At 53.4% G+C, this 25,818-nt stretch carries 24 protein-coding genes; 21 read left to right on the top strand and 3 right to left on the bottom strand.

Annotated features, from left to right (window positions below):
- Positions 1 to 176: 176 nt before the first annotated feature.
- The 20 genes from ACTJKZ_RS11685 (at position 177) to ACTJKZ_RS11590 (ending at position 20,078) form a co-directional block, all read left to right on the top strand.
- Positions 177 to 911, top strand: coding sequence for a GntR family transcriptional regulator (locus ACTJKZ_RS11685; protein ID WP_222925737.1), 735 nt, complete (start codon positions 177 to 179; stop codon positions 909 to 911).
- A gap of 409 nt (positions 912 to 1,320) precedes the next feature.
- Positions 1,321 to 1,782 carry a type VI secretion system tube protein TssD gene (tssD, locus tag ACTJKZ_RS11680; RefSeq protein ID WP_440829610.1) on the top strand — a complete coding sequence of 154 codons (462 nt, stop codon included), beginning with the start codon at positions 1,321 to 1,323 and terminating at the stop codon, positions 1,780 to 1,782.
- A complete protein-coding gene (locus ACTJKZ_RS11675; protein ID WP_440829609.1) occupies positions 1,782 to 2,099 on the top strand; it encodes a tlde1 domain-containing protein in 318 nt (105 codons plus the stop codon). Before tssD ends, ACTJKZ_RS11675 begins: the two co-directional genes overlap by 1 nt.
- A 41-nt stretch (positions 2,100 to 2,140) precedes the next feature.
- Complete coding sequence (locus tag ACTJKZ_RS11670; protein ID WP_285088648.1) at positions 2,141 to 2,716, top strand: hypothetical protein; 576 nt, start codon at positions 2,141 to 2,143, stop codon at positions 2,714 to 2,716.
- Positions 2,717 to 3,131: 415 nt separating this feature from the next.
- A complete protein-coding gene (locus ACTJKZ_RS11665) occupies positions 3,132 to 4,130 on the top strand; it encodes an MsnO8 family LLM class oxidoreductase (protein WP_440829608.1) in 999 nt (332 codons plus the stop codon).
- Between the two features lie 19 nt (positions 4,131 to 4,149).
- On the top strand, positions 4,150 to 5,301 hold the full coding sequence (locus ACTJKZ_RS11660) for an amidohydrolase (protein WP_440829607.1): 1,152 nt from the start codon (positions 4,150 to 4,152) through the stop codon (positions 5,299 to 5,301).
- Between the two features lie 80 nt (positions 5,302 to 5,381).
- On the top strand, positions 5,382 to 6,695 hold the full coding sequence (locus tag ACTJKZ_RS11655) for an LLM class flavin-dependent oxidoreductase (protein ID WP_440829606.1): 1,314 nt from the start codon (positions 5,382 to 5,384) through the stop codon (positions 6,693 to 6,695).
- 11 nt (positions 6,696 to 6,706) lie between these two features.
- On the top strand, positions 6,707 to 7,648 hold the full coding sequence (locus ACTJKZ_RS11650) for an ABC transporter substrate-binding protein (protein ID WP_161736790.1): 942 nt from the start codon (positions 6,707 to 6,709) through the stop codon (positions 7,646 to 7,648).
- A 10-nt stretch (positions 7,649 to 7,658) separates the two neighbouring features.
- Positions 7,659 to 8,177, top strand: coding sequence for a GNAT family N-acetyltransferase (locus tag ACTJKZ_RS11645; protein ID WP_098050091.1), 519 nt, complete (start codon positions 7,659 to 7,661; stop codon positions 8,175 to 8,177).
- Positions 8,178 to 8,186: 9 nt separating this feature from the next.
- Positions 8,187 to 9,113 (top strand): amino acid ABC transporter permease, encoded by a 927-nt coding sequence (locus ACTJKZ_RS11640; RefSeq protein ID WP_253418167.1) that lies wholly within the window; start codon positions 8,187 to 8,189, stop codon positions 9,111 to 9,113.
- Entirely contained in the window at positions 9,097 to 9,891 is a 795-nt protein-coding gene (locus tag ACTJKZ_RS11635) for an amino acid ABC transporter ATP-binding protein (protein ID WP_253418169.1), read from the top strand. Before ACTJKZ_RS11640 ends, ACTJKZ_RS11635 begins: the two co-directional genes overlap by 17 nt.
- On the top strand, positions 9,888 to 10,787 hold the full coding sequence (locus ACTJKZ_RS11630; protein ID WP_161736793.1) for an ABC transporter substrate-binding protein: 900 nt from the start codon (positions 9,888 to 9,890) through the stop codon (positions 10,785 to 10,787). The genes ACTJKZ_RS11635 and ACTJKZ_RS11630 overlap by 4 nt, the downstream gene beginning before the upstream one ends.
- A 150-nt stretch (positions 10,788 to 10,937) precedes the next feature.
- Positions 10,938 to 11,498, top strand: coding sequence for a non-canonical purine NTP pyrophosphatase (locus ACTJKZ_RS11625; protein ID WP_161736794.1), 561 nt, complete (start codon positions 10,938 to 10,940; stop codon positions 11,496 to 11,498).
- The gene (locus ACTJKZ_RS11620; RefSeq protein ID WP_003855101.1) at positions 11,495 to 12,289 is read left to right on the top strand and encodes an SIR2 family protein; all 795 of its coding nucleotides are present in this window, start codon (positions 11,495 to 11,497) and stop codon (positions 12,287 to 12,289) included. The genes ACTJKZ_RS11625 and ACTJKZ_RS11620 overlap by 4 nt, the downstream gene beginning before the upstream one ends.
- Positions 12,290 to 12,445: 156 nt before the next feature.
- Entirely contained in the window at positions 12,446 to 12,787 is a 342-nt protein-coding gene (locus tag ACTJKZ_RS11615) for a YebG family protein (protein ID WP_161736795.1), read from the top strand.
- Between the two features lie 720 nt (positions 12,788 to 13,507).
- Positions 13,508 to 14,839, top strand: a complete 1,332-nt coding sequence (locus tag ACTJKZ_RS11610) for a carbohydrate porin (RefSeq protein ID WP_237566771.1) — start codon at positions 13,508 to 13,510, stop codon at positions 14,837 to 14,839.
- A 163-nt stretch (positions 14,840 to 15,002) separates the two neighbouring features.
- Positions 15,003 to 15,836 (top strand): BglG family transcription antiterminator LicT, encoded by an 834-nt coding sequence (licT, locus tag ACTJKZ_RS11605; protein ID WP_161736808.1) that lies wholly within the window; start codon positions 15,003 to 15,005, stop codon positions 15,834 to 15,836.
- Between the two features lie 136 nt (positions 15,837 to 15,972).
- The gene (gene bglF / locus ACTJKZ_RS11600; protein WP_161736809.1) at positions 15,973 to 17,832 is read left to right on the top strand and encodes a PTS beta-glucoside transporter subunit IIABC; all 1,860 of its coding nucleotides are present in this window, start codon (positions 15,973 to 15,975) and stop codon (positions 17,830 to 17,832) included.
- A gap of 12 nt (positions 17,833 to 17,844) precedes the next feature.
- The gene (locus ACTJKZ_RS11595; RefSeq protein WP_253418173.1) at positions 17,845 to 19,239 is read left to right on the top strand and encodes a glycoside hydrolase family 1 protein; all 1,395 of its coding nucleotides are present in this window, start codon (positions 17,845 to 17,847) and stop codon (positions 19,237 to 19,239) included.
- 92 nt (positions 19,240 to 19,331) lie between these two features.
- Entirely contained in the window at positions 19,332 to 20,078 is a 747-nt protein-coding gene (locus tag ACTJKZ_RS11590) for a glucosamine-6-phosphate deaminase (protein ID WP_161736811.1), read from the top strand.
- Between the two features lie 43 nt (positions 20,079 to 20,121).
- Here ACTJKZ_RS11590 and ACTJKZ_RS11585 read toward each other — a convergent pair whose 3' ends face one another.
- Entirely contained in the window at positions 20,122 to 21,252 is a 1,131-nt protein-coding gene (locus ACTJKZ_RS11585; RefSeq protein ID WP_285088655.1) for a Fic family protein, read from the bottom strand.
- A gap of 521 nt (positions 21,253 to 21,773) precedes the next feature.
- On the opposite strand from ACTJKZ_RS11585, the gene ACTJKZ_RS11580 reads away from it, so the two are divergent.
- Complete coding sequence (locus tag ACTJKZ_RS11580) at positions 21,774 to 23,714, top strand: methyl-accepting chemotaxis protein (protein WP_285088656.1); 1,941 nt, start codon at positions 21,774 to 21,776, stop codon at positions 23,712 to 23,714.
- 71 nt (positions 23,715 to 23,785) lie between these two features.
- Here ACTJKZ_RS11580 and ACTJKZ_RS11575 read toward each other — a convergent pair whose 3' ends face one another.
- Positions 23,786 to 24,868, bottom strand: a complete 1,083-nt coding sequence (locus ACTJKZ_RS11575; protein ID WP_440829605.1) for an ABC transporter ATP-binding protein — start codon at positions 24,866 to 24,868, stop codon at positions 23,786 to 23,788.
- 2 nt (positions 24,869 to 24,870) lie between these two features.
- Entirely contained in the window at positions 24,871 to 25,818 is a 948-nt protein-coding gene (locus ACTJKZ_RS11570; RefSeq protein WP_440829604.1) for a carbohydrate kinase family protein, read from the bottom strand.

The raw sequence follows: 25,818 nt of genomic DNA, 5'->3' as shown, positions 1-25,818 counted from the left end.
TATGGACACAACCTGTAAAGTCAAAATATCGCTGAATAGCCTTAACATCAGTGCCAACTTGATAAGTTGGTCACATATTCAGGTCGCCGAAGTAGTACTTATCCGGCAATGTCAGGCAGAACTGTACTGATACGGATTGATGGCGTTCCACCTTCACGCATACAGGAAGACATTCGATGGCTGATGGCATCACAGAAAAGCAAAAAGAGGTTGTTGATTACATCCTCAATAAAATTAAGGATGATGGCCTTCTCCCCGGAGAAAAGCTGGATACCGAAATATCCATCGCAAAAAATATCGGCATTACCCGTGCGACGGTTCGTGAAGCGACACGTATTCTGGTTGAGCAGCAGAGAATTTATCGCGTCAAAGGTTCAGGTATCTTTGTGGGCTCTACTGAAGTGAGCAGTCAGGCGCACAGATATCATGTGCTTTCACCGTTTGATTTTCAGGCGCAACGAAAGGGGCATAAAGGCGTCAGGAAAATCATTTCGGTCAGCATAATTAAAGTCCCTTCAGCCGATATGGCGCAGGCGCTCCGTATTAAAAACAGCGATCAGATTTATAAAATTTTACGCCTGATGTGTTTCGATGATATCCCCGTGGCTCTGGAACATATTCACCTGCCGGTGAATATGTTTAATAGCCTGGAATTCAGCAAGCTGGAGGTCTCAAAATATGGCTATATTGAAGAGGTTACCGGTAAGAAAGTGCAGCTCAGGGATCAGCATCTGACGGCCGTGAATCTCGCTGATTCACAGACGCTGACTCTGCTTAATTTAGCGGAAGGGGATGCTGTCATTCAGCTCAATGAAACCGTTTATCTCGACGACGGCGTTCCCTGTGAAGTGAATGTGGCGCTTATCAACACCCGCTTTTTCCCGTTGAAACAAAACTCGCAACGGCCTTAGAAAATACGCTTTAGACACCTGTTTTTACGTATATCAACGCTATTACTTTGCGCAGACATCAACAGGCAAGCGATCCTGAATCAGCTGACTCCGGGATAGAGTTTGCGCTTTGGCGTGTAAGCAAGTATGCCAGGCAGCATGCTTTAATCAGCCGCTTTCGGTATCATCAGACAAAATGATCTTTCATCTAAAAATAAAATTGTTCAATATCATTATGATTTTAATTTACATGAGTAATTACTCGATGACTTAACTTGTTTTTTCGCTAAAACCCAAAGAAATGCCATCACTTGATTGATATCAAAAAATCTTCCAATACTCTCTTGCTAAAAAGATATAACAGATGATTATTACACTGTCTGATAATAAAAGGGAGTTAGTAATGGCTATTCCAGTTTAGCTATGGCTTATGGATGATAGTGGTAAGACCATAAAAGGAAGCGTTGATGTAAAAGGCAGAGAGGGAAGTATAGAAGTTAGCGAACTAATGCACTCTATTGAACAACCTACAGAGATTTTAACCGGAAAAATCACCGCAAAATGCTTACATAGTTCATTCTCATTTATGAAAGAAATTGATAGTTCTTCTCCCTGGCTTTACAAAGCCCTGTCTACGGGGCAGACACTAAAGTCAGCAGTATTTAAATTCTATAGAATAAATAATAACGGACAGGAGGAGGAGTATTTTCGAACCAGCCTTGAGAACATTAAGGTTACAGAAGTAGATTCCCTGATGATGGATGTTAAAAAACACCAGTGGGCCAGGCACAATCATGTTGAGTTTATTGATTTTTCCTATAAAAAAATTACATGGCATTATCTGGACGGTAATGTCATTTATTCTGATTCATGGAATGAGAGGAATGGATAATGGCATGGGAATATGATGTCACATCACACACCTTCAGCCGCAATGGTGAAACATACACCGCAGATTACGCCGGGGCGACAGGTTATAAGAATGATTTTTCTCAGGAATGTGTAAGCAGCAAAGGCCCACTACCCAGGGGTAATTATACCATTGGTTCTCCGCATAATTCAGTTCACACCGGAAAATATACTCTCGATCTCACACCCGCTCTGAGCAATGCCATGTGTGGCCGCTCTGCGTTTCGTATTCATGGAGCAAGCAAGAAGCATCCACTGGATTCATCTGAAGGTTGTATAATCGCTTCACTCAGTGTATGAAAAAGCATATGGGCAAGTGGTGACAGGGAGTTAAATGTTAAATGAAATCACTTCTTATCATTACAATATTTTCTCCTGCTGTGATGGCTGCTCAGATGACTGGCTTCGGCGCCAGTTATTATGATGACAAATCATCAGTCACTTATCACGACACACGCAAAGAATTAGTTCCCGAAGTAATCATTGGTGACAGGCTTTTTGCCATGGAGTTTAGCCGCCTTGAAGACATTGCAAAACAAACCGGAGCTGTAGTTAACCACGATAATCAGGCATCGTGGTTCTGCCTGACATCCAGAAATGTAAACTTCTGGTTTATTTCAGATAACGAGATGGGGCAGGGAGACTTAACGATGATAGCCATTGCGAGCGAGGGAACGAAAAAAGAGTGTTCTGAATATCAAGGGTATTTGAATGTCTCTGTTACAGGCATCCCTTTACTCAACGCATCTTCAGACACTCTGTTCTCGATGTTCTCCAGTAAGCCAGAGGGGAAAATTAACCAATATTGCAATAATTCACGTCGATACGGAGAATTTACTCAGTTGAATTGCCTTCAATATTATCGTGAAAACAGCACCATCAAGGGCGTAATGATCAGCCAGGTTACGGCCAGTTAACAATATTCCGGAGGCTACATGCTGTGTAGCCTCTGACTTGTACGAATGCTTACAAGACTTATTTCCTGTCTCATTTTTCTGCCCCGTTAAGAGTCGACTCAATAATGCTCCATCCCTGATGAATGAAATTCCTGCAGTCGCGGCTAATAACAACTGTCATCTCTCCATACGTAAGACGATTTTCTGCAGACCTTTGCCAGTTCGCCGATTTTACTCACCTGAATATCAGGCATCGAAAAACGTTATACGCAAAATATCTGCCTGATTCCCTGTTTCAGAGCCCGTTTTCCCTCTTTCACTTCTCACTGTTCCCCATTATGACGAATTCAATAAAGCATAAAACAATATGATGTTTTACCAATTATCGACTGCGCAGCACACTGGTCCGCAACCGGAATGAATAAGGACCAGGTGAATGGCATATCGATTAAGTCTGTTAGATAAAGCGCCCGTGCTGCAGGGCGAGTCGCCTGCAGCAGCACTGCAGCGCACGCTGCAGCTGGCACAGTTAGCTGAGGAGTGGGGTTATCACCGCTTCTGGCTGGCGGAACATCACAACACCGCGCAGCTGGCCAGTCCTTCACCGGAAGTGTTGATTGCCTGGATCGTTGCCCAGACCCGCCATATTCGTGTCGGATCGGGTGGGGTGATGTTGCAGCACTACAGCCCGTATAAAGTGGCGGAAAACTTTAACCTGCTCGCCTCACTGGCACCGGGCCGCATTGATATTGGTGTGGGCAAAGCGCCGGGCGGACTGCCACTTTCCACACATGCACTGCAACAGGGTGTCGATGCGGCTAAAAAAGGGAGCTTTGCCGAACAGCTTCAACTGCTGGATAGCTGGCTTAAACCCACACAGGCGCAGCCTGATGTCGAAGGTTTAGCCGCGACGCCGCTGCCATCACGTCCTGCTAACCGATTTTTGCTGGGCGCCAGTGAAGAGAGCGCCCGGCTGGCGGCAAGTCTGGGCTGGCAGTTTGTCTTTGCAGCTCATCTCAATGGCGACCGCCAGTTGCTGGAGCATGCACTGAGTACTTTCTCTCACCTCAGTAACGGCCAGCGCGCTCTGGTGGCTGTTCAGGTAGTGGTGGCCGACTCGCCCGCCCAGGCTGACCTGCTGGTTTCCACGCTGCGTCATTATCATGTGTCGGTGAAAGACGGACCTGGCGTTAACGTCGCGAGTCTGGAACAGGCTGAGCGCTATGTGCGGCAGGGTGGATATCGCGATTATCAGATTGAGCCGCGCACACCGTCACTGCTGAAAGGCACCGCAGCACAGGTTCATGCCCAGCTTGATGCGCTGCACCATAATTTCGACATTGATGAGTTCGTTATCGACACGCCGATTACCGAGCCGGTTGCCCGCCTGCAGTCACTGGAGTTGCTGGCTACACATCATCTGGTTGCAGCCTGAGTCTGAGTGGAGAGTCATCATGAGCAATGCATCACAACTGATTGAATGGCGGCGTGAACTGCACACCTGGCCAGAGCTGTCGGGTCAGGAGTTCGCCACCACCGCCCGGCTGCGGGGCTGGTTGCAGGCGTCGGGCATCAGGCTGCTCGACTATCCTCTTGAGACGGGTCTTGTGGCGGAAATTGGCAGCGGAGAGACCGTCATCGCCCTGCGCGCCGACATCGATGCGTTGCCAATCCATGAAGCGAGCGGTGTGCGTTTTCACTCCCGTCATCCCGGTGTGATGCACGCCTGCGGTCACGACCTCCATAGCGCTGTGATGCTGGGCGCGGCGTTACAGCTTAACGACCAGGCCGATCAGTTGCCTGGTCGGGTGCGCATCCTCTTTCAGCCCGCTGAAGAGATTGCTCGCGGAGCACGCCAGTTTATCGAGGCGGGCGTGCTGGATGAGGTGCAGGCTATTTTCGGCATGCACAACGAGCCTTCACTGCCTGTTGGTACGTTTGCTACCCGCAGCGGGGCGTTTTACGCCAATACGGACAAATTTATTATTCGCGTCACCGGCAAAGGCGCACATGCCGCGTATCCGGAGCAGGGCGTGGACAGTATTGTCACCGCCAGCCAGATCATCCAGGCCTTACAGGGACTCACCAGCCGCAGCTTTAGTGCGCTGGACAGTCTGGTGCTGAGCATTACCCGCATCGACTGCGGCAAAAGCTGGAACGTATTGCCGGGCGGCGTTGAGTTTGGCGGCACCGCCCGCACGCACGATTTACAACTGCGTGCCGAACTGGAACAGCGGGTGCGTACGCTGGTTGAACACTTTGCTGAAGCCAATGGCGCGCAGGCGACCCTGAGCTGGCAGCCCGGCCCGCCAGTGCTAATCAACGATGCGCACTGGGCAACCTTCAGCAGTGACGTCGCGCAGCAGGCTGGCTATCGGGTGCAGTCCGCCGAACTGCATCTGCTGGGTGAGGATTTTGCGTTCTATCTGCAACAGGTGCCAGGCGCGTTTGTCAGTATCGGCAGCGCCAGTGATTTTGGTCTGCACCATGCCAGTTTTACCCCGGATGAGGCGCTGATTGCCCCCGCCGCCGACTACTTCGCCCGACTGGCACGCCAGGCGCTGCAACACCTCAATGCGCGATGTCGGGACGCCATTCTGAACTGAATTCTTCTGCAGCCCGCCAAAACACGGGGGTTCTGACAACCCTCGTCGGGCATCGCTACGACTAAAAAAGAGAGAGCATCATGACCACAAGACAACTTCGGCTGGGCACTATTCTGCATGGCGCATCGGGAAACATGTCTGCCTGGCGCCATCCCGCGGCGCAGGCCGATGCCAGTATTAATCTGGAGTACGCCAAAAAAATCGCCCGCAAGGCGGAGCAGGGCAAGCTCGATTTTCTGTTTGTTGCCGACGGGTTGTTTATCAATGAGAAATCGATCCCGCACTTTCTCAATCGTTTTGAACCGCTGACGCTGCTCTCTGCACTGGCGGGCGTTACAGAACATCTGGGGCTGGTCGGTACCGTTTCCACTTCTTATAGCGAGCCGTTCACGGTAGCGCGTCAGTTTGCCAGCCTCGATCACCTCAGCGGCGGGCGTGCGGGCTGGAACGTTGTTACCTCGCCGCTGGAGGGTTCCGCCAAAAACTTTTCCCGCGAGAAACACCCGGAACACGCGTTGCGTTACCGCATTGCCGACGAGTATCTGCAGGTAGTGAAAGGCTTGTGGGATTCGTGGGAGCAGGATGCCTTTGTGCGCGACAAGGAGAGCGGGCAGTTCTTCGATCCGGCGAAGCTGCACACGCTCGATCATCATGGCGACTTCTTCCAGGTGCAGGGACCGCTAAACATCGCCCGCACGCCGCAGGGCCGTCCGATTATCTTCCAGGCGGGTGCGTCCGACGACGGTAAAAAGCTGGCGGCGCGTCATGCTGACGCCATCTTTACCCATCAGCCCACCCGCGAAGAAGCGCAGGCGTTTTATCAGGATGTGAAACAGCAGCTGGTAGCGAACGGTCGTCAGCCAGAGGATCTTCACATCTTCCAGGGTGTCAGCGTGATCGTGGGCGATGATGCGGAAGACGTAGAGCGCCAGTATCAGACCACGGCGGCGCTGGTATCGATTACCGATGCCCTTAACTACCTTGGTCGTTTCTTTGACCACCACGACTTTTCTCAATATCCGCTGGATCAGCCGTTCCCGGACATCGGCGACATTGGTCAGAACAGCTTCCGCAGCACCACCGACGAGATCAAACGCAAAGCACAGCAGCATGGCCATACGCTGCGCCAGGCGGCACTGGAAGCCGCAACGCCACGTCCGCTGTTTCACGGTACGCCGGAAGAGGTCGCGGATGGCCTGCAGCTCTGGTTCGAAACCCACGCCACAGACGGCTTCATTATCAATGGCGGCACACCCGACACCTTTGAACGGTTTGTTGACCGCGTGGTGCCGATTCTGCAGGCTCGCGGCCTGACGCGCCGCGACTACCCGGGCAGTACGCTGCGCGACAGCTTCGCCCTGAAGCAACCCGTTAATCAGTTCACCTCACAATAAGAGCCTGCGTCATGAAAAAAACATCGCGTCTTCTTGCCCTGCTTATTCTGACCGCCAGCAGCCATGCGCTGGCTGAAGGCACCAGCGTGTCCTATAACGGCCAGCGCGTCAGCCTGGAAGCCAATAAAGCGCCGATTAATACGGTGAAGAATCCTGACGCCATCGCGCAACTGCCCGCGGGACATCACTTTGTAGTGCCGGGCTCCTTTACCGTGGCCGTGGCGGCGCAGAACTCTCCGCCGCTGACGGTATTTTCCGATGACAACAAAACCCTGCTCGGCAGCGAGGTGGATATTGCCCGACTGGTTGCGGATAGCCTGGGATTAAAACTCAATGTCGTGCCGACGTCGTGGGAAGGCTGGCCGCTGGGTGTGGCCTCGGGCAAGTATGATGCGGCGATCTCCAACATTACCGTGACTAAAGAGCGCAAAGAGAAGTTCGACTTCGCCACCTATCGCAAAGACTCACTCGGCTTCTATGTCAAAACCAGCAGCCCGATTAAGTCACTGACCAAAGCGGAAGACATTGCCGGATTGCGGATCATTGTGGGATCCGGCACCAATCAGGAGGCGATTCTGCTGGCGTGGGATAAAGAGAATCAGGCAAAGGGTCTGAAGGGCTTTACCCCGATCTACGCCAAAGATGACGCCGCCCAGACGCTGGCACTGCAGGCGGGGCGGGCCGATGCCTGGTTTGGTCCTAACGTCATTGGTGCCTGGAAAGCGGCACTGACCGGTAAAACCCGGCTGATCGGCAGTGTGGATGGTGGCTGGCCAAAAGCGGCGCACATTGCCGTTACGGTGAAAAAAGGCAGCGGCCTTGCAGAACCGATCAGCACTGCGCTGAATGGCGTCATCAGCAATGGTGATTATCAGAAGGTGCTGAACCGCTGGGGTGAAGGCGTGGAGCATATCGATCGTTCTGAAATTAACCCCGCCGGGCTGGGCGACTAAGGAGCTGAGCATGAGTGAATCGACTTTCCGCGAAGTTTCGCCCGAGGCCCCCGAGCTGCAACCGATTCTGGGTGGTCTGTTTGGTGAATATTCGGCACGTTATGGCGACTTCTTTTCCCGCCGTAACGAGCAGGAGCAGGAGCTGACGGAATGGTATCTGCCGCCGCAGGGGCTGTTTATTGTGCTGGAACGCGACGGCGAAATCATTGCGATGGGCGCTTATAAACCTTATGACCCACAGACCGCTGAGCTGAAGCGCATCTGGACCCGCAGCGATCTGCGCCGTCAGGGGCTGGCGCTGGTGGTGTTGCAGGAACTGGAACGGCGCGCGCTGCAGGCGGGCTATCAGCGGCTGTTTCTCACCACCGGCTTTCGCCAGCCAGAGGCGGTGCGGCTTTATACCGGTCACGGCTATCAGCCACAGTTCGATCTGAGCGGCGATCTGGAGCGTTACGGCCAGCCGCCACATGACGGGCGACTGCGTTTTATTAAAGTAATCGGCGTTTATAACGTCGCTGAGGCGAGTTAAGGAGTGACGATGAGCAAACATCAACATCTACAGGTGGTCCCGGCACGTTATCCGGCGCGCACCGCCGGCGCTATTCTGGCGCTGTTTATCCTGGCGGGTGTGGTGCAGTCAGTGGCCTTTAACCCGCGCTGGGAATGGGGCGTGTTTGCCCGCTGGTTTTTCGATCCGGTGATCCTGCACGGTCTGGGTCAGACGCTACTGCTGACCCTGCTGGGCACGATATTCAGCCTCTTTTTCGGCGGTCTGCTGGCGCTGGCACGTCTCTCCTCATCGTGGCTGCTGAGCACGCTGGCGTGGGGCTACATCTGGCTGTTCCGTTCGCTGCCGCTGATCGTGGTGCTGATCATTCTCTATAACTTCTCCTACCTCTACGACACGCTGTCGATCGGCATTCCATTTACCGGCCTGTCGTGGGGCGCATTTCAGACGATTAATGTGCTGGGCCAGTTCCCGGCGGCGGTAATTGGTCTGACGCTGGTGCAGGCGGCTTACAGTGCAGAAATTATCCGCGGCGGGATCCTCGGCGTCGATCACGGGCAGGTTGAAGCCGCCTCCGCGCTGGGGCTTTCCGCCTCACGCCGGACCTTCCGCATCATTCTGCCGCAGGCGCTGCGCGCCATTATTCCGACCGCATTCAACGAGATCATCAGTCTGGCAAAAGGGACTTCGATGGTTTACGTGCTGGCGATGCCGGAGCTGTTTTATACCATTCAGATGATTTACAACCGTAATCAGGAAGTGATCCCGCTGCTGATGGTCGGTGCCGCCTGGTATCTGATTATCACCACCGTCCTGTCCGTGATTCAGTATTACGTTGAGCGCTGGCTGGCCCGCAGCGTGAACCGTGAGCCGCAGCCTTCGCGCTGGCAACAATGGCGCAATCGCGTCACGCCACTTCATCCGACCGAGGAGATCAGCCATGTCCGAAGCCATTGATTACCGCACTTCTCACACAACAGGTGCCATCACTATTACCGGCGTGACCAAGCGTTTTGGTAAACACAAAGCACTGGATGATGTTTCGCTGTCGCTGGAACCCGGTTCGGTCACGGTGATTCTGGGGCCATCCGGCTCCGGCAAATCCACGCTGCTGCGCACCATCAATCATCTGGAGCGGGTCGACGAGGGATTCATTCAGATCGATGGCGACTATATCGGCTATCAGCAGCGCGGCGACAAGCTGTATGAACTCAAAGAGAAGGCGATTCTGCGGCAGCGTATCAACGTCGGCTACGTGTTCCAGAACTTCAATCTGTTTCCGCACCTCAGTGTGCTGGATAATCTGATTGAAGCGCCGATTGCCCATCGTCAGCTGACGAAATCTGAAGCGATAGCGCGGGCGGGTGAACTGCTGGACATTGTCGGCCTGCGCCATAAATCCGATGCCTGGCCGCGTCATCTGTCGGGCGGGCAGCAGCAGCGTATCGCCATTGCGCGCGCACTGATGCTCAATCCCCGCGTGATGCTGTTCGATGAGCCGACCTCGGCGCTGGATCCGGAGCTGGTCGGTGAAGTGCTCGACGTGATCAAAAAGCTCGCGCGTTCCGGCTCCACGCTGGTGATTGTGACCCATGAGATCGGCTTTGCCCGTGAAGTGGCGGACAACGTGGTCTTTATGGTGGATGGCCGGATTGTTGAGCAGGGCAGCACGACGCAGGTACTGAACAATCCGCGCCATGAGCGCACCCGCCGTTTCCTGGCGCGCGTGTTATGAGGGCGCTGACCTTAACAGCGCTGACGCTGCTCCCGGTGCTGAGCTGTTCGGCTGCGGAGAAGCTCGATGTGCTGAAAAATGAGACGCCAATCCATGCCCCGGCGAATCCGCAGGCGATCGCGAAAATCCCGGCTGGCTTTCACTTTATACAACCCGGTACGCTGACGGTGGCGACCGCCGCGACTAATTCTCCGCCGCTGTCGCTGCTGGCGTCTGACAACGTCACGCGGATCGGCAGCGATCCGGACATTGCCAGGCTGCTGGCTGACAGTCTGGGGTTAAAGCTGAAGCTGGTTCCGGCCTCGTGGGAAGACTGGCCGCTGGGCATCAGCGCCGGACGTTATGATGTCGCCATGTTTAATATTGCCGTTACCGAAGAGCGTAAGAAGAAGTTCGATTTCGCAACCTATCGCGCTGATAACCACGCCTTTGCGGTAAAAAGCGACAGTAAAATCAGCCAGATAAACAGCCCGCCTGATATTGCCGGTAAGCGGATTATCGTTTCGTCGGGCACCAATCAGGAGCGCATCTTGCTGAGCTGGGATCAGCAGAATCGGGCCAATGGTCTGCCTGCGGTGACGCCAGTCTATCTTACCGATGATGCCTCAGCGACGCTGACGCTGCTGTCGGGACGAGCCGATGCGATCTTTGGTCCGCACTCGATGGCCGCCTGGAAAGTGGCCTCACGCGGACAGACAAAGCTGGTTGGCAGCGGTCCATTTCGCGCCTGGGTTGCCGTGACCACCAAAAAGGGCAATGGGCTGGCACCGGCTTTACAAGCCGCTCTGGATGGCACCATTACAGGTGGGCAGTATCAGCAGGTGCTGGCCCGCTGGGGTGAACAGGATGAAGCGGTTACACACTCCACGGTGAATCCACCGGGCATTGTTTACTGAGGCTACAGAACCGGCTCTCCTGCTGAAGCCGGTTCTGCAATTTAATGCCCACAGAATTGAACTACACTCTCCAGCGTTAGTGATTTATCCTGCCCGCCTGTTTTCGTAAAAATCCTCACTGCGTGGCGGAGTAATTGACCTGGAAGCCCCATGAAAATCAGATTCCTTTCTGCCAATGAGCCAAAACTGGCTGAGGTGCGCAAAATACTCGAACCCATCGGGGTCGAAGTTCTGCCCATCGCCCGTCGCATCGAAGAAATTCAGACTGAAAACGAGCTGGACCTGGTGCGCGATAAACTGACCAAAGCCTTTTCGCTGATTGGGCGGCCACTGTTTGTGGAGCATACCGGCCTCTATCTGGACGGCCTGAATGGTCTGCCGGCCGGTCTGACCCGCATCTTCTGGAACCGCCTGGACGCAGAGCGCTTTACCGCGCTGGTGCAGGGGCTGGACAGCCAGGCCGTGACGGCCAAAACGGTGCTCGGCTACTGCGACGGCCGCAAAATGTATCAGTTCTCGGGTGAACTGCGCGGCACCATCGCCCCTAAACCTGCAGGAACGCGCGGCTTTCAATGGGATTGCGTGTTTATTCCCGAAGGCTATGAGCAGACCTTTGCAGAAATGGGCGAACTCAAGAACGAGATCTCAATGCGGCGCATCGCGCTGGATCGCTTCGCCACCTTTTTAAAAACCTCGCGGGGAGTGGCATGAAACCTGAACTCAAACGCGCCTATGATTCCGGCAAACTGATTCTTTTTGCCGGTGCCGGTATTTCGCGCAATTTTGGCTTACCCGAGTGGCATGAACTGATTGCTCACCTCGCAAATGAGCTGGGCTACGATCCTAAGATTTTTAATACCTACGGCACGCATCTGTCGCTGGCGGAATATTACAAACAGAAGAAAGGTTCACTTGGCCCGCTGCGCAGCTGGATGGATCGCGAGTGGCACCGCCCGGATATCGATGTCCGGTCTTCAGAAATTCACACCATGATTACTCAGGGTAATTTCTCGCGTATCTACACTACCAACTACGATCGCTGGCTGGAAGCAGCGCATGATGCGCACGGTGTTCCCTATTATAAAGTGGCGAACGCCGCTGACCTGGTCTCACTGACCGAAGATAAACGTCACATCATCAAACTGCACGGTGACTTCGATGATGACACCTCTATCGTGCTTGATGAGAGCAGCTATTTTGAACGCCTCTATTTCGACTCACCGCTCGACATCAAACTGACCCATGACGTAATGGGCAACTCTGTGCTGTTTGTCGGCTATAGCATCAGCGATTTCAACATCCGCCTCCTGTTTTACCGTCTGACCAAGATGTGGGGCCGCACCGGGCTGGCGACAGCCCGGCCCAAATCGTATCTGTTCACTAACCGTAATAACCCGGTAGCCAAAGAGGTGCTGGGGCAGTGGGGGATCGAGGTGATCGTTTCCGAAGAAGACGATCCGCGTAAGGCGCTGGCGATGTTCCTTGAAGAGCTGCTGGTGTAGTCAGCCTGGCTTCTGGCAGAGAAGCGGCAGGAAAAAGAAAAAAACCTGCGCCCGGTTAAGGTTAGCCTGCGCGTAGCAAGTAAACTTGATTCTCTGCTGGCAAAGCATAACCGGCATGATATACTGTATGTATACACAGTACCTGAGGGCGAAAAGATGGCTGTTGAAACAAAATTTGTTGTAGTCAGAAAGGGTGAAGAGAAGATGACGTTTGCCAATAAGAAAGAGGCCGATGCCTACGACAAAATGCTCGATATGGCCGAAGCCTTTACTGACTGGCTGTTACAGCATCAACCTGCACTGGATGAATCTCAGGCAGAAACGCTGGGCCTGCTGATTGCAGAGCAGAAAGACACAGTGCAGCATATTCTGCGTACCAGCAAACTGCCGGACGTGTCCGCAGGCGCGACGAAGCCTGAAGCCGTGGCAGATAATGGTGCGGATGAGCAGGTGGAAGAGCCTGCTGCGAAGAAAGTACGCCCCGTTAAAGCTGCGTAATTGCCACAACGCCGGAAGCGACCCTCCCGGCGTTGTTGTTTCTGATTAACGGATTTATCCGACCTTTTGTCAGGACATACAAAACACATCCTCCTGTCATTTCCTTGTGCTGAATGCCCGCCTGCAATCTCCCTGTAAATCACGCAAATCAACCAGCTACATTTTTGAACTCAGCGCTATAGCATCAATCAGGATTCAATAATCTGGATTTTTGATCATTCATTTTTAAGCTTTGACGCCGTTTGCGTATTTTAACTCTACGCATAAACATCATCAGTCTTAATTGAATGAATTAGCAAGAAAACTAATATGATATTCTCCTGGTGATTTCTTACCTCATTTTAAATATTAATTAACACCAGTCACATGAAATAAGAGATATTAATTGTTAATCGGCTCACATTTTCTTGTGAAATAATCCGGCAGTGCTATTCAATTTTAAAAAGCAGTGTTAGGTTAGAGCCGTTTTCAGCGTAGGGTTGTTACTGGATAACAGGCAAAACCTAAGCGTTCCACAGTCTTAACCACTGTGGGGGGCTTAGGTTTTTTTTTGCCATAAATTTACTCCGTCATAGCGTAAATCATTAATAACCATAGCGATAACGAATCGACCTATTCAGGCCAGGGAAACATGACGTTGAGCAAAGCAGGTTCAGGGCTCTCCTGCGAACCGTACATCATTAAAATCAAAAACAGGTTGCTAAGATGAAATATAAAAGCATGCTGTGCGCACTCTCATTATTGACCTTTTCACCCTTGTCGACAGCGCAGGAATGGAGCGGAACGGTATTAGGGTTTGAATCTCCACCGGATCCCGTTCTGGGTGATATGTATGGTCTTCGTAAATCGCTTAACAATAATGGATTTACCTTTAACCTGGGTTATCTGAATGAAATTGGCTGGAATGGCGGCGGTGGATACAATCATGCGTCACACGTCGCTTATATCGATCAGTTTGCTTTGACCTTTAATCAGGATTTGTCGCGCTGGACAAATATTCCCGATGCACGTATTGAAGCGAACATTGTTAACCGCAATCACAACGATGATCTGACCACGCGACGGGTGCAGGATCCTCGCGTGAATGTTAACGATCTCACGCAGGAGAGCTGGGGCGGACAATCTATTACCCGACTGGGCTGGCTGACCTTTGCCCGAAGTTTTGATGATCGGCGTATAACATGGCGTATCGGAATGATGAACAAGGTTCAGACCTTCGATCAGATTATACCCTGTGATTTCCAGATGCTTTCACAATGTGGCGGAAAATCCGCGAACTCACTAACCTGGAATAACTGGAACGTTCATACATGGGGAACCACGCTCGAATACCGGTTAACGCCCATTGTCACTTTGAAAGGCGGCGTGATGGAGCAGAACCCGGACGCTTCCAGTCGTCATCACGCCTGGAGTGGTTCCACCCGACGCAGCAAAGGTGTCCTGCTGCCGGTTGAGATCGAAGCCCGCCCAATCATTAATGGCCTGCCGGGAGCCTACAACCTGGGCGTAGTTTTTACCAATGCTCCGCAAACTGAACTCTATCGCGGCCGGTCCGGTGGCGCGGGAGTCAGTGATCCCGGCGGTGATGAGAAGCATAACCGGACAGGGTTTCTTTACGCCGGACTTAATCAGCAACTGACGCGACATCAGGATGACGCAAGTCGCGGGTTAAGTACTTCATTCAGTATGAGCCTGGCCGATCAACGCACTAACTACATGCACTCGGTCTATGCGGCTTCGCTCCGCTATCGGGGTCTGTCTGACGCTCGTCCTGAAGACTGGATAGGTTTTGGCCTGACCTGGACAGATATGAGCAATCAATACGCGCGTAACCAGCGCTACATGAACACGATCAGTGGTATTTCTGACTACAACGATGCGGCTTATCATCCGGTGCCTGGCCATTCACTGAATGGAGAATTCTATTACCGATTCCGCCCCGTTTCCTGGCTGGAACTGCAACCCGGGCTTCAGTACTGGCATCGTCCGGCGGGTATTGCCCATACGCAGGATGCCTGGGTGACTGAACTCAAAACGGTGGTTACTTTTTAAGTTAATAAGCGGATTTCGATCGCTGTCACGCTTTTTACCCTGACAGATTGAGGTCACGAATAAAACTGATAGAGTGCCCGGACTGGATTGTTACTGCTTAGGCAGGCAAAACCTGATTTCTGGCCTCTGCCGGATGTCAGGTTTTTTTGTTTCTGGGGTTCCGATGAAAATCGCCAAAATTCTGAATAATAACGTGGTGATGGTTCAGGATGAGCAGGGGCGCGAGCAGGTCGTCATGGGACGTGGGCTGGCCTTCCAGAAGCGCGTCGGCGACAGTCTCAATGACGCGCAAATTGAGAAAGTGTTTGCACCACAAAGTGATCTGCTGGTCCGTCGGCTGGAGGAGTTGTTACATCAAATCCCGCCTGAAGTGATGACGACCTCCAATTGCATTATTGATCTTGCGATACAGCGTCTCGGGAAACTGCAGGAGAGTCTGTATATCACGCTGACCGACCACTGCTTCTTTGCCATTGAAAGACAGAAAAAAGGTCTGGCGATTAAAAATGTGTTGCTGTGGGACATCAAACGTCTCTATCCCAAAGAGTTCGAACTGGGGCAGGAGGCCAGGGCAATCATCTCCCGTCGTCTTAATGTCGAACTACCTGAGGATGAAGCCGGGTTTATCGCGTTACATCTGGTGACGGCACAGCTCAATAACGAAATGCCGGAAGTGATGCATGTTACGCGGGTAATGCAGGAGATTCTGCAACTGGTGAAGTATCAGTTGCGGCTGGAATATAACGAATCGTCGCTGAGTTACCAGCGTTTTGTCACCCATCTGAAGTTTTTCGCGCAGCGTATGCTGACGCGAACCGTAGTCGACGATGACGATGTTTCATTGCATACGGCAGTAAAAGATAACTACCCCAAAGCCTGGAAATGCGCGGTGAAAATCGCGCAGCATTTGCAACAAAGCTATCAGCGTGAGCTGACCGCAGAAGAGATTATGTTTCTCGCTATTCATATTGAGCGGGTGAGGAAAGAGGGGCACTAAGCCCCATCAAACAGGATTGTTACTGCTTAACGCAGGCAAAACCTGAGCGCGGCCTCTGAAAGGAGGACGTTCTCGGGTTTTTTTATTTTTGGCTCAGTCAACGGATGTCCATGGACATCGGTTTAAGGAAATCGAGATGGAATATCACACGCTGGCGCAGGATATCCTCGGCCATATCGGTGGCAGAGATAACATCGTAAGTCTGGTTCATTGTGCCACCCGGCTTCGCTTTAAACTGAAAGATAACCATAAAGCCGATGCGGAAGGACTGAAGAAAAATCCGGGGGTGATTATGGTCGTCGAAAGCGGCGGTCAGTTTCAGGTGGTGATTGGCAACCATGTTCATGATGTCTGGCAGGCTGTCCGTGCTGAAGCGGGACTTTTGGATGAGGCCCCTGCATCAGCCGAAGATAAGGCGTCAGGTAACCTTTTCAGTCGCCTGATCGATGTTGTGTCTGGCATTTTCACGCCGTTTATCGGGATACTTGCCGCCTCGGGTATTCTCAAAGGCTTGCTGGCTCTGGCCGTGGTCTGCGGCTGGCTTTCTGTTGAAGGTGGAACATATAAAATCTGGTTTGCGGCAAGTGATGCGCTGTTTTTCTTCTTTCCGCTAGTGCTGGGCTACACCGCCGGAAAAAAGTTTGGCGGGAATCCCTTTATTACCCTGGTGATTGGCGGTGCGCTCACTCATCCGACGATGATTGCCGCCTTCAATGCCAGCCAGCAATCCGGCGCCATGACGGAAGCGTTTCTCGGCATCCCTGTGACCTGGTTTAATTACAGCGCGTCGGTGATACCCATCATCCTCGCCGCATGGGTGAGTTGCTGGCTGGAAAAACAGAGTACCCGTCGGCTGCCCGCCTCCATGAAAAACTTCTTTGCGCCACTGATCTGTCTGAGCATCACTGTGCCGCTGACCTTTCTGGTGATCGGTCCACTGGCCACGGCCTTAAGTCAGATGCTGGCGAATGGCTACCAGTGGATTTATGCGCTGGCCCCCTGGCTGGCTGGCGCCGCCATGGGCGCGCTATGGCAGGTCTGTGTAATTTTTGGTTTGCACTGGGGACTGGTACCTCTGATGATTAACAATCTTGCGGTACTGGGGCATGACTCGATGCTGCCTATGCTGTTGCCTGCTGTCATGGGCCAGGTTGGCGCGGCGCTGGCCGTTTTTTTGCGCAGCCGGGATGCGCGGCAGAAGATGCTGGCGGGTTCATCCGTGACCGCTGGGATTTTTGGTATTACCGAACCGGCCGTCTATGGGGTTAATCTGCCCCTGCGTCGTCCCTTTATCTTTGGCTGTGTGGCGGGCGCTATCGGCGGTGCCATTGTCGGTTTCAGTAGCACACACGTTTATTCCTTTGGCTTTGCCAACATCTTCACTATCGCCCAGATGATCCCGCCTGGCGGTGTCGACGCCACGTTATGGGGTGGTATTGCCGGGACCACACTGGCGCTGATACTGGGCTGTAGCCTGACGCTGGTAGCGGGTATGCCTGCTACCAGTGTGCCAGTTACGGCAACCCCGGTGATAACTGGCGAAGATGACATTCTGTCACCGATGACCGGTACCGTAATCGCGCTTGATCAGGTGCCCGACCCGACCTTTGCCAGTGGCCTGCTGGGACAGGGCGCAGCCATCATTCCTTCCGACAACAAAGTCATTGCGCCTTTCGCGGGTGAAGTTGCCTCTCTGTTTCAGACCCGGCACGCCATCGGCCTGTTGAGTGACAGTGGGATTGAGCTGCTAATCCATGTGGGTATCGATACCGTCAGGCTTGATGGCAAACCTTTTACGGCACATGTAAACGTGGGCGACACGGTTAAGCCCGGCGATCTGCTGCTGACGTTTGATCGTCAGGCCATTCTTGATGCCGGATATGACCTTGCAACACCGATCATTATCACTAACAGCGATGCGTATCATGAAGTTTTGACGGTGGCAGGGACAGCTGTCACCGCAGGAACGCCATTACTCAGCATCATTCATCAGTAAAAGGAGCACAGGATGAAAACTTTCCCGGATACATTTTTATGGGGTGGTGCGGTCGCCGCTAATCAGGTTGAAGGCGCCTGGCGTGAAGAGGGGAAAGGCCTTTCCACCTCTGACGTCCAGCCACAAGGGATTTTTGGCCCGGTAGTCGATCGCGTTGCGGGGAGTAAGAGCCTTAAAGATGTGGCGATCGATTTTTACCACCGCTATCCGGACGATATCAGGCTGTTTGCAGAGATGGGATTTAGCTGTCTGCGGGTTTCAATTGCCTGGACGCGTATTTTCCCGAACGGTGACGAGCAACAACCTAATGAAGCAGGCCTGGCCTTTTATGACCGATTATTCGATGAGCTGGCAGCACATAACATTACGCCACTTGTGACGCTGTCACATTATGAGATGCCCTGGAATCTGGTTCAGCAGTATGGCGGCTGGGGAAACCGCCGGGTGATTGGCTTTTTTGAGCATTACGCGCGTACGGTGTTTACCCGCTATCAGAAAAAAGTCAGGTTGTGGCTGACCTTCAATGAAATCAATATGTCTTTACATGCGCCGATGACTGGCGTAGGCCTGCCAGAAACCAGCAGCCTGGGCGAAATTTATCAGGCGATTCATCATCAACTGGTGGCCAGTGCTCTGGCGGTTAAAGCCTGTCACGAAAGTAACCCTGAAGCCAGTATCGGTAATATGCTGCTGGGTGGGCTGGTCTATCCGCTGAGCTGTAAGCCTGATGATGTGCTTGAAGCGCTGCAGGAGAACCGGAAATGGCAATTTTTTGGCGATGTACAGTGCCGGGGAGCTTATCCGGGCTATATGTTGCGCTTCTTCCGCGAAAACGATATCCAACTTGATATTACCGATGCCGATCGCCAGATACTCAAATCGACCGTCGATTTTATCTCTTTCAGCTATTACATGTCCGGCTGCATCACCGCCGATGAGGCGCTGAATCAGCAGATGCGCGGTAACATTCTGAGCATGGTGCCTAATCCCCACCTGCAGAGCTCTGAATGGGGCTGGCAGATTGATCCGGTCGGGTTGCGTACCTTGCTGAATCTGTTGTGGGATCGTTATCAAAAGCCGCTGTTCATCGTTGAGAACGGACTGGGGGCCAAAGACATTCCGGATGCCACCGGCGTCGTGCAGGATGACTACCGCATCAGCTACCTCCACGATCATCTGGTTCAGGTGCGGGAGGCCATTGAAGATGGCGTTGAGGTCATGGGGTATACCAGCTGGGGTCCAATCGATTTGGTCAGCGCATCCAAAGCCGAACTCTCTAAACGTTACGGCTTCATCTATGTTGACCGCGATGATAATGGCGAAGGCTCGCTGGCGCGTAGCCGCAAGAAAAGCTTCTACTGGTATCAGGAGGTTATAGCGACAAACGGAGCCTCACTTAAAGGGTGAGATGACTGCCTGTTAATACCCATCATTGTGGCTCACGACAGGTCGCGATGCCACATTGATGTTTGTCAGTAAAACGATTACGAGATGATGAAATGAAACTGATCGTGACGGACAATTATAATGAAATGAGCCAGATCGCAAGTCATCATATGTTGGGTTATATGACACAAAACCGACGTGTGAATCTGGCAATAACGGCAGGTCGTACGCCTGCTAAATTGTACGAATATCTTGTTTCAGCCATCGGCGGACGCTCCGGCTATTCACATGTTCATTACTATAACTTTGATGAAATTGCGTTCAAAGGTCAACATCGTGAGGGCGTTACGATATCCAGTCTGCGTCAGCTTTTTCTGTCACCAGCACAAATTAAAGAAACGAACATTCATAAACTCACCGATGACAATTTTCTGGATTTTGAGCGTCTGTTAAAGCAGGAGGGTGGATTAGATTTAGTGCTAATGGGACTGGGGTCAGATGGACATTTTTGCGGCAACATCCCTGGCCTGACCCGATTTCATCACCCGGTGGTTAAGCATCCCATAGAGGGTGATCTCGCTGAATTCATTGCCCGGACTGAAATGAAGGGTGATTTAAGCTCTGTGCCTGATCATTATGTAACTATGGGGCCGATGAGCGTTATGGCAGCAAAAAATCTGTTACTCATTGTCAGCGGCGAAAATAAAGCCTGGGCTTTGGCACAGGTTATTGAGGGAGCGGTGACGGAGCAGATTCCTGCATCCGTTCTGAAATTACATCCTTCTTTGTTAATTATCGCTGACAGGGCTTCTGCCTCTCAATTAAGTACTGAGTCGCTTGAGCGTTATGTTCAGGGTTAAACTAACCTGGTAGTTAACGTTACAGAACATCACGTGATTAACGCTATAGCTTTTTAGCATCTGTTACTACCTGATAGCGGGTGCTTCTGCCGCCACCCTCAAGCCGGTAAAGACAACCTTTCTCTACCAGGTCCGCCAGATGACGGGTCGCGGTCGCTTTACTCACTTTAGCCACCTTCTGATACTGACTGGCGCTGATCCCCCGTTCGAAACCCTGCTCGCCACCATCCAGCAGCCGGTTCAGCACTTTCACCTGTTCCGCGCTTAATCCCATCCCCTGGTGACGTAGCCAGAAACGCGCTTTCATCTGGGTACGATCGATGACGTGCATCGCCTGCTTCAGGCTCTCATCCAGGATATCAAGAAACCACACCAGCCAGTCTGTGATATCAAGGCCGCCTTTCTGCGTCTGCTCCAGGATGCGGTAATAACCGGCACGCTGCGCCAGGATAGCGGGTGACATGGCATAAAGGCGAATGCTCTGACTGTCGGCCTGCGCCAGTGCCAGATCGGTTAGCGCACGGGTGATACGGCCATTCCCATCGTCAAATGGATGCAGCGTAACAAACCAGAGATGACAGATGGCAGCGCGCAGCATCGGGTCCAGCATCACATCCTGCTGACTGCTGTTGAACCACTCAATAAACTGCGCGAGCTGCGGCTCCAGTCCGTGTCGCGGCGGCGCTTCAAAATGCACCGTGGGGCGATCAATGCGACCTGATATAACCTGCATTGGCTCACTGCCGCGCAGCGTGCCGACGCTCAGACGCTGCACCGTCCATTCATCGGCCGGGAAGAGCCAGTGATGCCACTGAAATAATCGGTCGAGCGTCAGTGGCTGACTGCGGTTGTTGATGGCATCCAGCATCATGGCGGCCAGCCCTTCTGAGCGATCAGAGACCGGATAAGGCTGTTCTTCTGTGACGCCTAATCGGCGTGCCAGCGATGAGCGTACTGACTGTACGTTTACCCGCTCCTCTTCAATCGCGGAAGAGGAAAGGATATTACTTAACAGAGTATCCAGCGTCTGCGAATCACTGTCTGACTGCAGGCTGGCACGGCCCAGCAGCAATCCGCGCTGCTGCTGCAGATGGCGCAGGCGCGGTAACAGCACGGCATCCTGCCATTGAAAATCGGGCCAGTCCGGCTGTTGCCAGATCCAGGTAACGCTCATATTCGGCTCACGCTAAGGGTGGATGAGCCGAATAAAGGAGGCTATTCGGCTCACAGAATGAGCTGATAATAGCGAGTATTTGGCTCACAGGTCAACCCGGCTGAATTGAGGGCAAAAAAAAGGACCCGAAGGTCCTGTTTGCTTAGCGGGAGAACTGCATAAAGGTGTCTGAATAGTAGTGAACGATCCAGGCGACATACGCCAGCCAGACAACCATCCCGATAGCTAATCCTGATTTACCGATCATTGTTCTATCTCCACTGCGATAAGGGGGCTACAGCAACTGTTGACATAAACTGACAGTAATGGTGGGCACCAGTATTGTTGCAGATCAAAAAAAGGCCGTTCATTAGCAGCGCCATAATCCCTTTGCGATCAACTTCCCGTAATCACGCTCTGTGAGACCCCCATCACGGCGGTGAAATGGCCATTAAAGTTCAAAAAAACGCCGCCGATAGATGATCTCAGGAGCACCATAACTACAAGGAGGTATTGAGCCAGGTAAATTTCAGGGGATCACTATGGCCAGTCAGTTAACACATAAGAAAAGAATGAGTACCCGTGCGCAGATGCTGATCATGGGTGGTTTGACAATTATGCTGGGATTTACCGTGACCATCGGCGTCCTCAGCTGGCAGTCGGGTAAAGAGCAGAAGGTGCTCGCAGAAAACTATCTGCAGCAGATTGCACAGAGCCGTGCGCTTCAGGTGCAGCAGGAGCTGGGGCATGCCCGTGATGTTGCCAGTCATCTCGGGCAAAGTCTGATCGCGTTGCCTCAGGCCGCTATTACCGACCGTAAAGTGGCCGATAAAGTCATGGAGTATGCGCTGCGCGCCAACCCTGATTATCTGTCGATGTCGGTGATATTCGAACAGAATGCGTTTGATGGCCGCGATGCGGAGTTCGCGTCACAGCCGGGCCAGGCGCCACAGGGACGCTATGCCTTTTTTGTGGATCGTGACGCATCAGGTAAATACGCGATGCATCCGCTTCTCTCCTATCTGACACCGGGTCAGGGCGATTACTATCTGATCCCGCAAAAATCACAAAAAGATACGCTTACCGAACCTTATAGCTATGCCTACAACGGCGTGCCGACCTTGCTGACTTCCGTAGCTGCCGCGATTATCGATCAGGGGACCTTAAAAGCGATCGTCACCTCTGACATTTCACTGGCCTCACTGCAGCAGAAAGTGAATCAGATCAAACCCTGGCAGGGCAGCGGCTATGCGCTATTGCTCTCGAATGGCGGGAATGTGGTGTCCTCACCCGTGAAAGAGGAAGCCGGTAAGCCCTGGAAAGGCGAAAAAGATGGTTTTACGACGAAAGTCGTACAGCATTTTGATGACGTGCTGGGCGAAGACGCATTAGTCACCTGGCAGCCGGTGGTGATTGGTAACAGTGACAAACCCTGGTATCTCGGCGTTGTCGCACCGGTCAGTCAGGTGATGGCTGCTGCCAACCGGCAACTGATGTGGGCACTGCTGCTGATGGTGGTCAGTATTCTGCTGGTCGGCACCGTACTCGGCATGCTGTTCAGTCGTAAGGTGCTGCGGCCGATTGGCGGCGAGCCGATTGAAGCGGCAAATATTGCGCTGGCCGTCGCGGATGGCAAGCTGGATAACGCAATTGCAGTGAAAAACGGCGATCGCAGCAGCCTCTTCTTTGCGCTTCATACTATGCAAAGCCAGCTCCGGCAGATTGTCGGGCAGATTAAAGATTCCAGTGAATCAGTACGACAGGGCGCGGGCGAAATTGCCAGCGGCAACCTGAATCTGGCGTCACGCACCGAAGAACAGGCCGCCGCGCTGGAGCAGACCGCAGCCAGCATGGAGCAGATCAGCGCCACGATCCGCCTGAATGCCGACAATGCGCAGCAGGCGACCAGCCTGACTGAAAACGCGACGCACATTGCCAGTCGCGGTGCCTCGCTGGTAGGCGAAGTGGTGCAGACCATGGCGCAGATCGATGACAGCTCGAAAAAGATTGGCGACATTACCACGATGATCAATAGCATTGCCTTCCAGACCAATATTCTGGCGCTCAACGCGGCGGTAGAAGCAGCACGCGCCGGAGAGCAGGGGCGCGGTTTTGCGGTGGTCGCCTCAGAAGTGCGTAATCTGGCCCAGCGCAGTGCTAATGCGGTGAAAGAGATCGGCGCACTGATTGAAGAGTCGAGCGTACGGGTGGAGAGTGGCGTCCGGCTGGTGAACGATGCCGGTAAGACCATGCAGGAGATGATGCAGGCGGTAAATTCAGTGCAGGGAATTATCGGTGAGATCGTTACAGCGTCAAGCGAACAGGCACGTGGCATCAGTCAGGTAACGATAGCGGTTAATGAAATGGATGGTGTTACCCAGCAGAATGCCGCGCTGGTGCAGCAGATGTCGGCGGCTGCCAGTTCACTGGAAGATCAGGCGCAGCAACTGTCACAGACGGTGGAGCAGTTTCATCTGGCGTAAAGCGGACGTATGCTCCCTGAGCCCATATCTGCTTCACAGACTAAAAAACCCGCCAGCGGCGGGTTTTTTTATCATTGTTCCGTCAGCCGCACACCGCTGCTGGCATCGAACAGGTGCATCTTATCCGGATTCACGGTCACCGGCAGCGTGCCGCCCGGCACGGCATCGCTCCGACCAGTCAGCTGCATATGCAGCGGGAAACCCTGCCAGTTCAGATGTAATAGTGTCGACTCGCCGGTAATCTCCACAATGTTCACCGCCGCCGGTTGCCCGCAGGCATCAAAAATCAGATCGTGGGGTCGTACACCCAGCGTCACCGGCTGACCGGCCTGCTGCCGCGCGGCGTGGTGCCAGCGACCGGGCAACGGTAGCCACTGCTCGCCACAACAGACGCCGGGCAGACCATCGCGAGGCTGGAAATGCGCATCCAGCAGATTCATCGGCGGTGAACCGATAAACCGCGCCACAAAGGTGTTAACCGGCCGGTCGTAAATCGCCAGCGGCGCACCCTGTTGCACAATCACCCCCTCTTTCATTACCACAATCTGATCCGCCAGCGTCATCGCCTCGACCTGATCATGGGTGACATAGACCATCGTAGTTTTGAAACGCTGGTGCAGAGACTTAATCTCGGCGCGCAGCTCCATGCGTAACTGCGCATCCAGGTTAGAGAGCGGCTCATCGAACAGAAATACCTGCGGATTGCGCACCATCGCCCGGCCCATCGCCACACGCTGCCGCTGCCCGCCAGACAACGCCCGTGGATAACGCTGCAGCAACTGGTCGATACCCAGAATAGCCGCGATACGGGCGATTTTGCTTTTCTGCTCCTCGCGCTTCACCTTTTTCACCTGCATGTGAAACGCCAGATTCTCGGCAACGGTCAGATGCGGATAAAGCGCATAGCTCTGAAACACCATCGCGATATCGCGGTCGGCGGGATCGAGGTCGTTGATCTGCTTTTTATCCAGCATAATCGCCCCGTCAGAGACGCTGTCCAGACCGGCGAGCAGCCGCAGCAGGGTAGACTTGCCGCAGCCGGAGGGACCGACCAGCACGGTAAAACTGCCGTCGGGAATGGTTAAATCGAGCGGATGCAGCACGCTCTGTTTTCCGTAGCGCTTCGCCACCTGTACAAGTTCAACACTGGCCATGGTCAGCGCACCTCATTGGTTAATTGGAGTTGTTGCCAGCTGGGATAGCGACGCGGGGAGCTGCTTATCGCCTGTGAGGCCACTTCAATGCCCCAGCGCAGCGCGGTGTGTGACGACTGCCCATAGAGCAGCGCGGTAAGAAAACCAGCGTTGAAACTGTCACCGGCACCGATGGTATCCACCACCGTTACTGGCTGGGCGGCAGCAAACTGCACCGAGGCGGCAGACCAGAGACGTGCGCCCTCTGCGCCACACTTGATCACACAGCCGCCGCGACCACTGAGACGGGCGGCCAGCTTTTTACCGCTTTGATCCAGCAAATCTGCGGCTGCTAAACCCAGCGCTTCAACCTCATTCAGCAGCAGCCAGTCGCAGTTCGCTAACCATCTGTCCATCTCAAGGCGAAGCTCATCGCTCCAGCCCGCAGGCGGCCAGCCGGTATCCACGGCCACACTGAAGCCACGCTTTTGTAGCTCGGCCAGTAGCGCCGGATAGTGGTCATAGAGTTCAAGACAGAGAAAAGTGCCGCACAGCAGCACGATGTCGCCCGGCGTCGCCTGCAGCGGCAGCTGAGCCAGCACATCGTCCGCGGTCAGCACGGTAATATGGCCGTGATTGCTCAGAAACGATCGTTCGTTATCGGGATGGGTAACGCCCACCGTCAGCGAGGTCTCACAGGCGTAGCGCGGCCAGTGTGCGGCGCTGAGGGGAAAGTGACTGGCGAGCCAGTGGCTGAAGCCATCGTCGCCCTGATTAGCGATGGCCCGATATGGCACCTGCATCGCCTCCAGCGCCAGCGCACAGTTACCCGCAGACCCGCCTGGACGTAGCTCGCTGTGCTGTAGCATCACTTCTGTGCCGCGTTTCGGCCAGTCGCTGAGCGTACTCATGATTAAATCGACATTGATATTGCCCACCACATAGAGTGTGGACGCAGTGCTGTTATCCAT

It is taken from the genome of Pantoea sp. 22096 (assembly GCF_052045955.1).
Classification (GTDB): Bacteria; Pseudomonadota; Gammaproteobacteria; order Enterobacterales; family Enterobacteriaceae; genus Pantoea; species Pantoea alfalfae.
The sequence above is the reverse complement of the archived record's forward strand: the minus strand, read 5'-3'. Positions and strand labels throughout refer to the sequence as shown.

Excerpts from the sequence above, each read along its gene's own strand:
- ACTJKZ_RS11685 (WP_222925737.1), top strand. The coding sequence starts at position 177 with ATGGCTGATGGCATCACAGAAAAGCAAAAAGAGGTTGTTGATTACATC.
- tssD (WP_440829610.1), top strand. The coding sequence starts at position 1,321 with ATGGATGATAGTGGTAAGACCATAAAAGGAAGCGTTGATGTAAAAGGC.
- ACTJKZ_RS11675 (WP_440829609.1), top strand. The coding sequence starts at position 1,782 with ATGGCATGGGAATATGATGTCACATCACACACCTTCAGCCGCAATGGT.
- ACTJKZ_RS11670 (WP_285088648.1), top strand. The coding sequence starts at position 2,141 with ATGAAATCACTTCTTATCATTACAATATTTTCTCCTGCTGTGATGGCT.
- ACTJKZ_RS11665 (WP_440829608.1), top strand. The coding sequence starts at position 3,132 with ATGGCATATCGATTAAGTCTGTTAGATAAAGCGCCCGTGCTGCAGGGC.
- ACTJKZ_RS11660 (WP_440829607.1), top strand. The coding sequence starts at position 4,150 with ATGAGCAATGCATCACAACTGATTGAATGGCGGCGTGAACTGCACACC.
- ACTJKZ_RS11655 (WP_440829606.1), top strand. The coding sequence starts at position 5,382 with ATGACCACAAGACAACTTCGGCTGGGCACTATTCTGCATGGCGCATCG.
- ACTJKZ_RS11650 (WP_161736790.1), top strand. The coding sequence starts at position 6,707 with ATGAAAAAAACATCGCGTCTTCTTGCCCTGCTTATTCTGACCGCCAGC.
- ACTJKZ_RS11645 (WP_098050091.1), top strand. The coding sequence starts at position 7,659 with ATGAGTGAATCGACTTTCCGCGAAGTTTCGCCCGAGGCCCCCGAGCTG.
- ACTJKZ_RS11640 (WP_253418167.1), top strand. The coding sequence starts at position 8,187 with ATGAGCAAACATCAACATCTACAGGTGGTCCCGGCACGTTATCCGGCG.
- ACTJKZ_RS11635 (WP_253418169.1), top strand. The coding sequence starts at position 9,097 with ATGTCCGAAGCCATTGATTACCGCACTTCTCACACAACAGGTGCCATC.
- ACTJKZ_RS11630 (WP_161736793.1), top strand. The coding sequence starts at position 9,888 with ATGAGGGCGCTGACCTTAACAGCGCTGACGCTGCTCCCGGTGCTGAGC.
- ACTJKZ_RS11625 (WP_161736794.1), top strand. The coding sequence starts at position 10,938 with ATGAAAATCAGATTCCTTTCTGCCAATGAGCCAAAACTGGCTGAGGTG.
- ACTJKZ_RS11620 (WP_003855101.1), top strand. The coding sequence starts at position 11,495 with ATGAAACCTGAACTCAAACGCGCCTATGATTCCGGCAAACTGATTCTT.
- ACTJKZ_RS11615 (WP_161736795.1), top strand. The coding sequence starts at position 12,446 with ATGGCTGTTGAAACAAAATTTGTTGTAGTCAGAAAGGGTGAAGAGAAG.
- ACTJKZ_RS11610 (WP_237566771.1), top strand. The coding sequence starts at position 13,508 with ATGCTGTGCGCACTCTCATTATTGACCTTTTCACCCTTGTCGACAGCG.
- licT (WP_161736808.1), top strand. The coding sequence starts at position 15,003 with ATGAAAATCGCCAAAATTCTGAATAATAACGTGGTGATGGTTCAGGAT.
- bglF (WP_161736809.1), top strand. The coding sequence starts at position 15,973 with ATGGAATATCACACGCTGGCGCAGGATATCCTCGGCCATATCGGTGGC.
- ACTJKZ_RS11595 (WP_253418173.1), top strand. The coding sequence starts at position 17,845 with ATGAAAACTTTCCCGGATACATTTTTATGGGGTGGTGCGGTCGCCGCT.
- ACTJKZ_RS11590 (WP_161736811.1), top strand. The coding sequence starts at position 19,332 with ATGAAACTGATCGTGACGGACAATTATAATGAAATGAGCCAGATCGCA.
- ACTJKZ_RS11585 (WP_285088655.1), bottom strand. The coding sequence starts at position 21,252 with ATGAGCGTTACCTGGATCTGGCAACAGCCGGACTGGCCCGATTTTCAA.
- ACTJKZ_RS11580 (WP_285088656.1), top strand. The coding sequence starts at position 21,774 with ATGGCCAGTCAGTTAACACATAAGAAAAGAATGAGTACCCGTGCGCAG.
- ACTJKZ_RS11575 (WP_440829605.1), bottom strand. The coding sequence starts at position 24,868 with ATGGCCAGTGTTGAACTTGTACAGGTGGCGAAGCGCTACGGAAAACAG.
- ACTJKZ_RS11570 (WP_440829604.1), bottom strand. The coding sequence starts at position 25,818 with ATGGATAACAGCACTGCGTCCACACTCTATGTGGTGGGCAATATCAAT.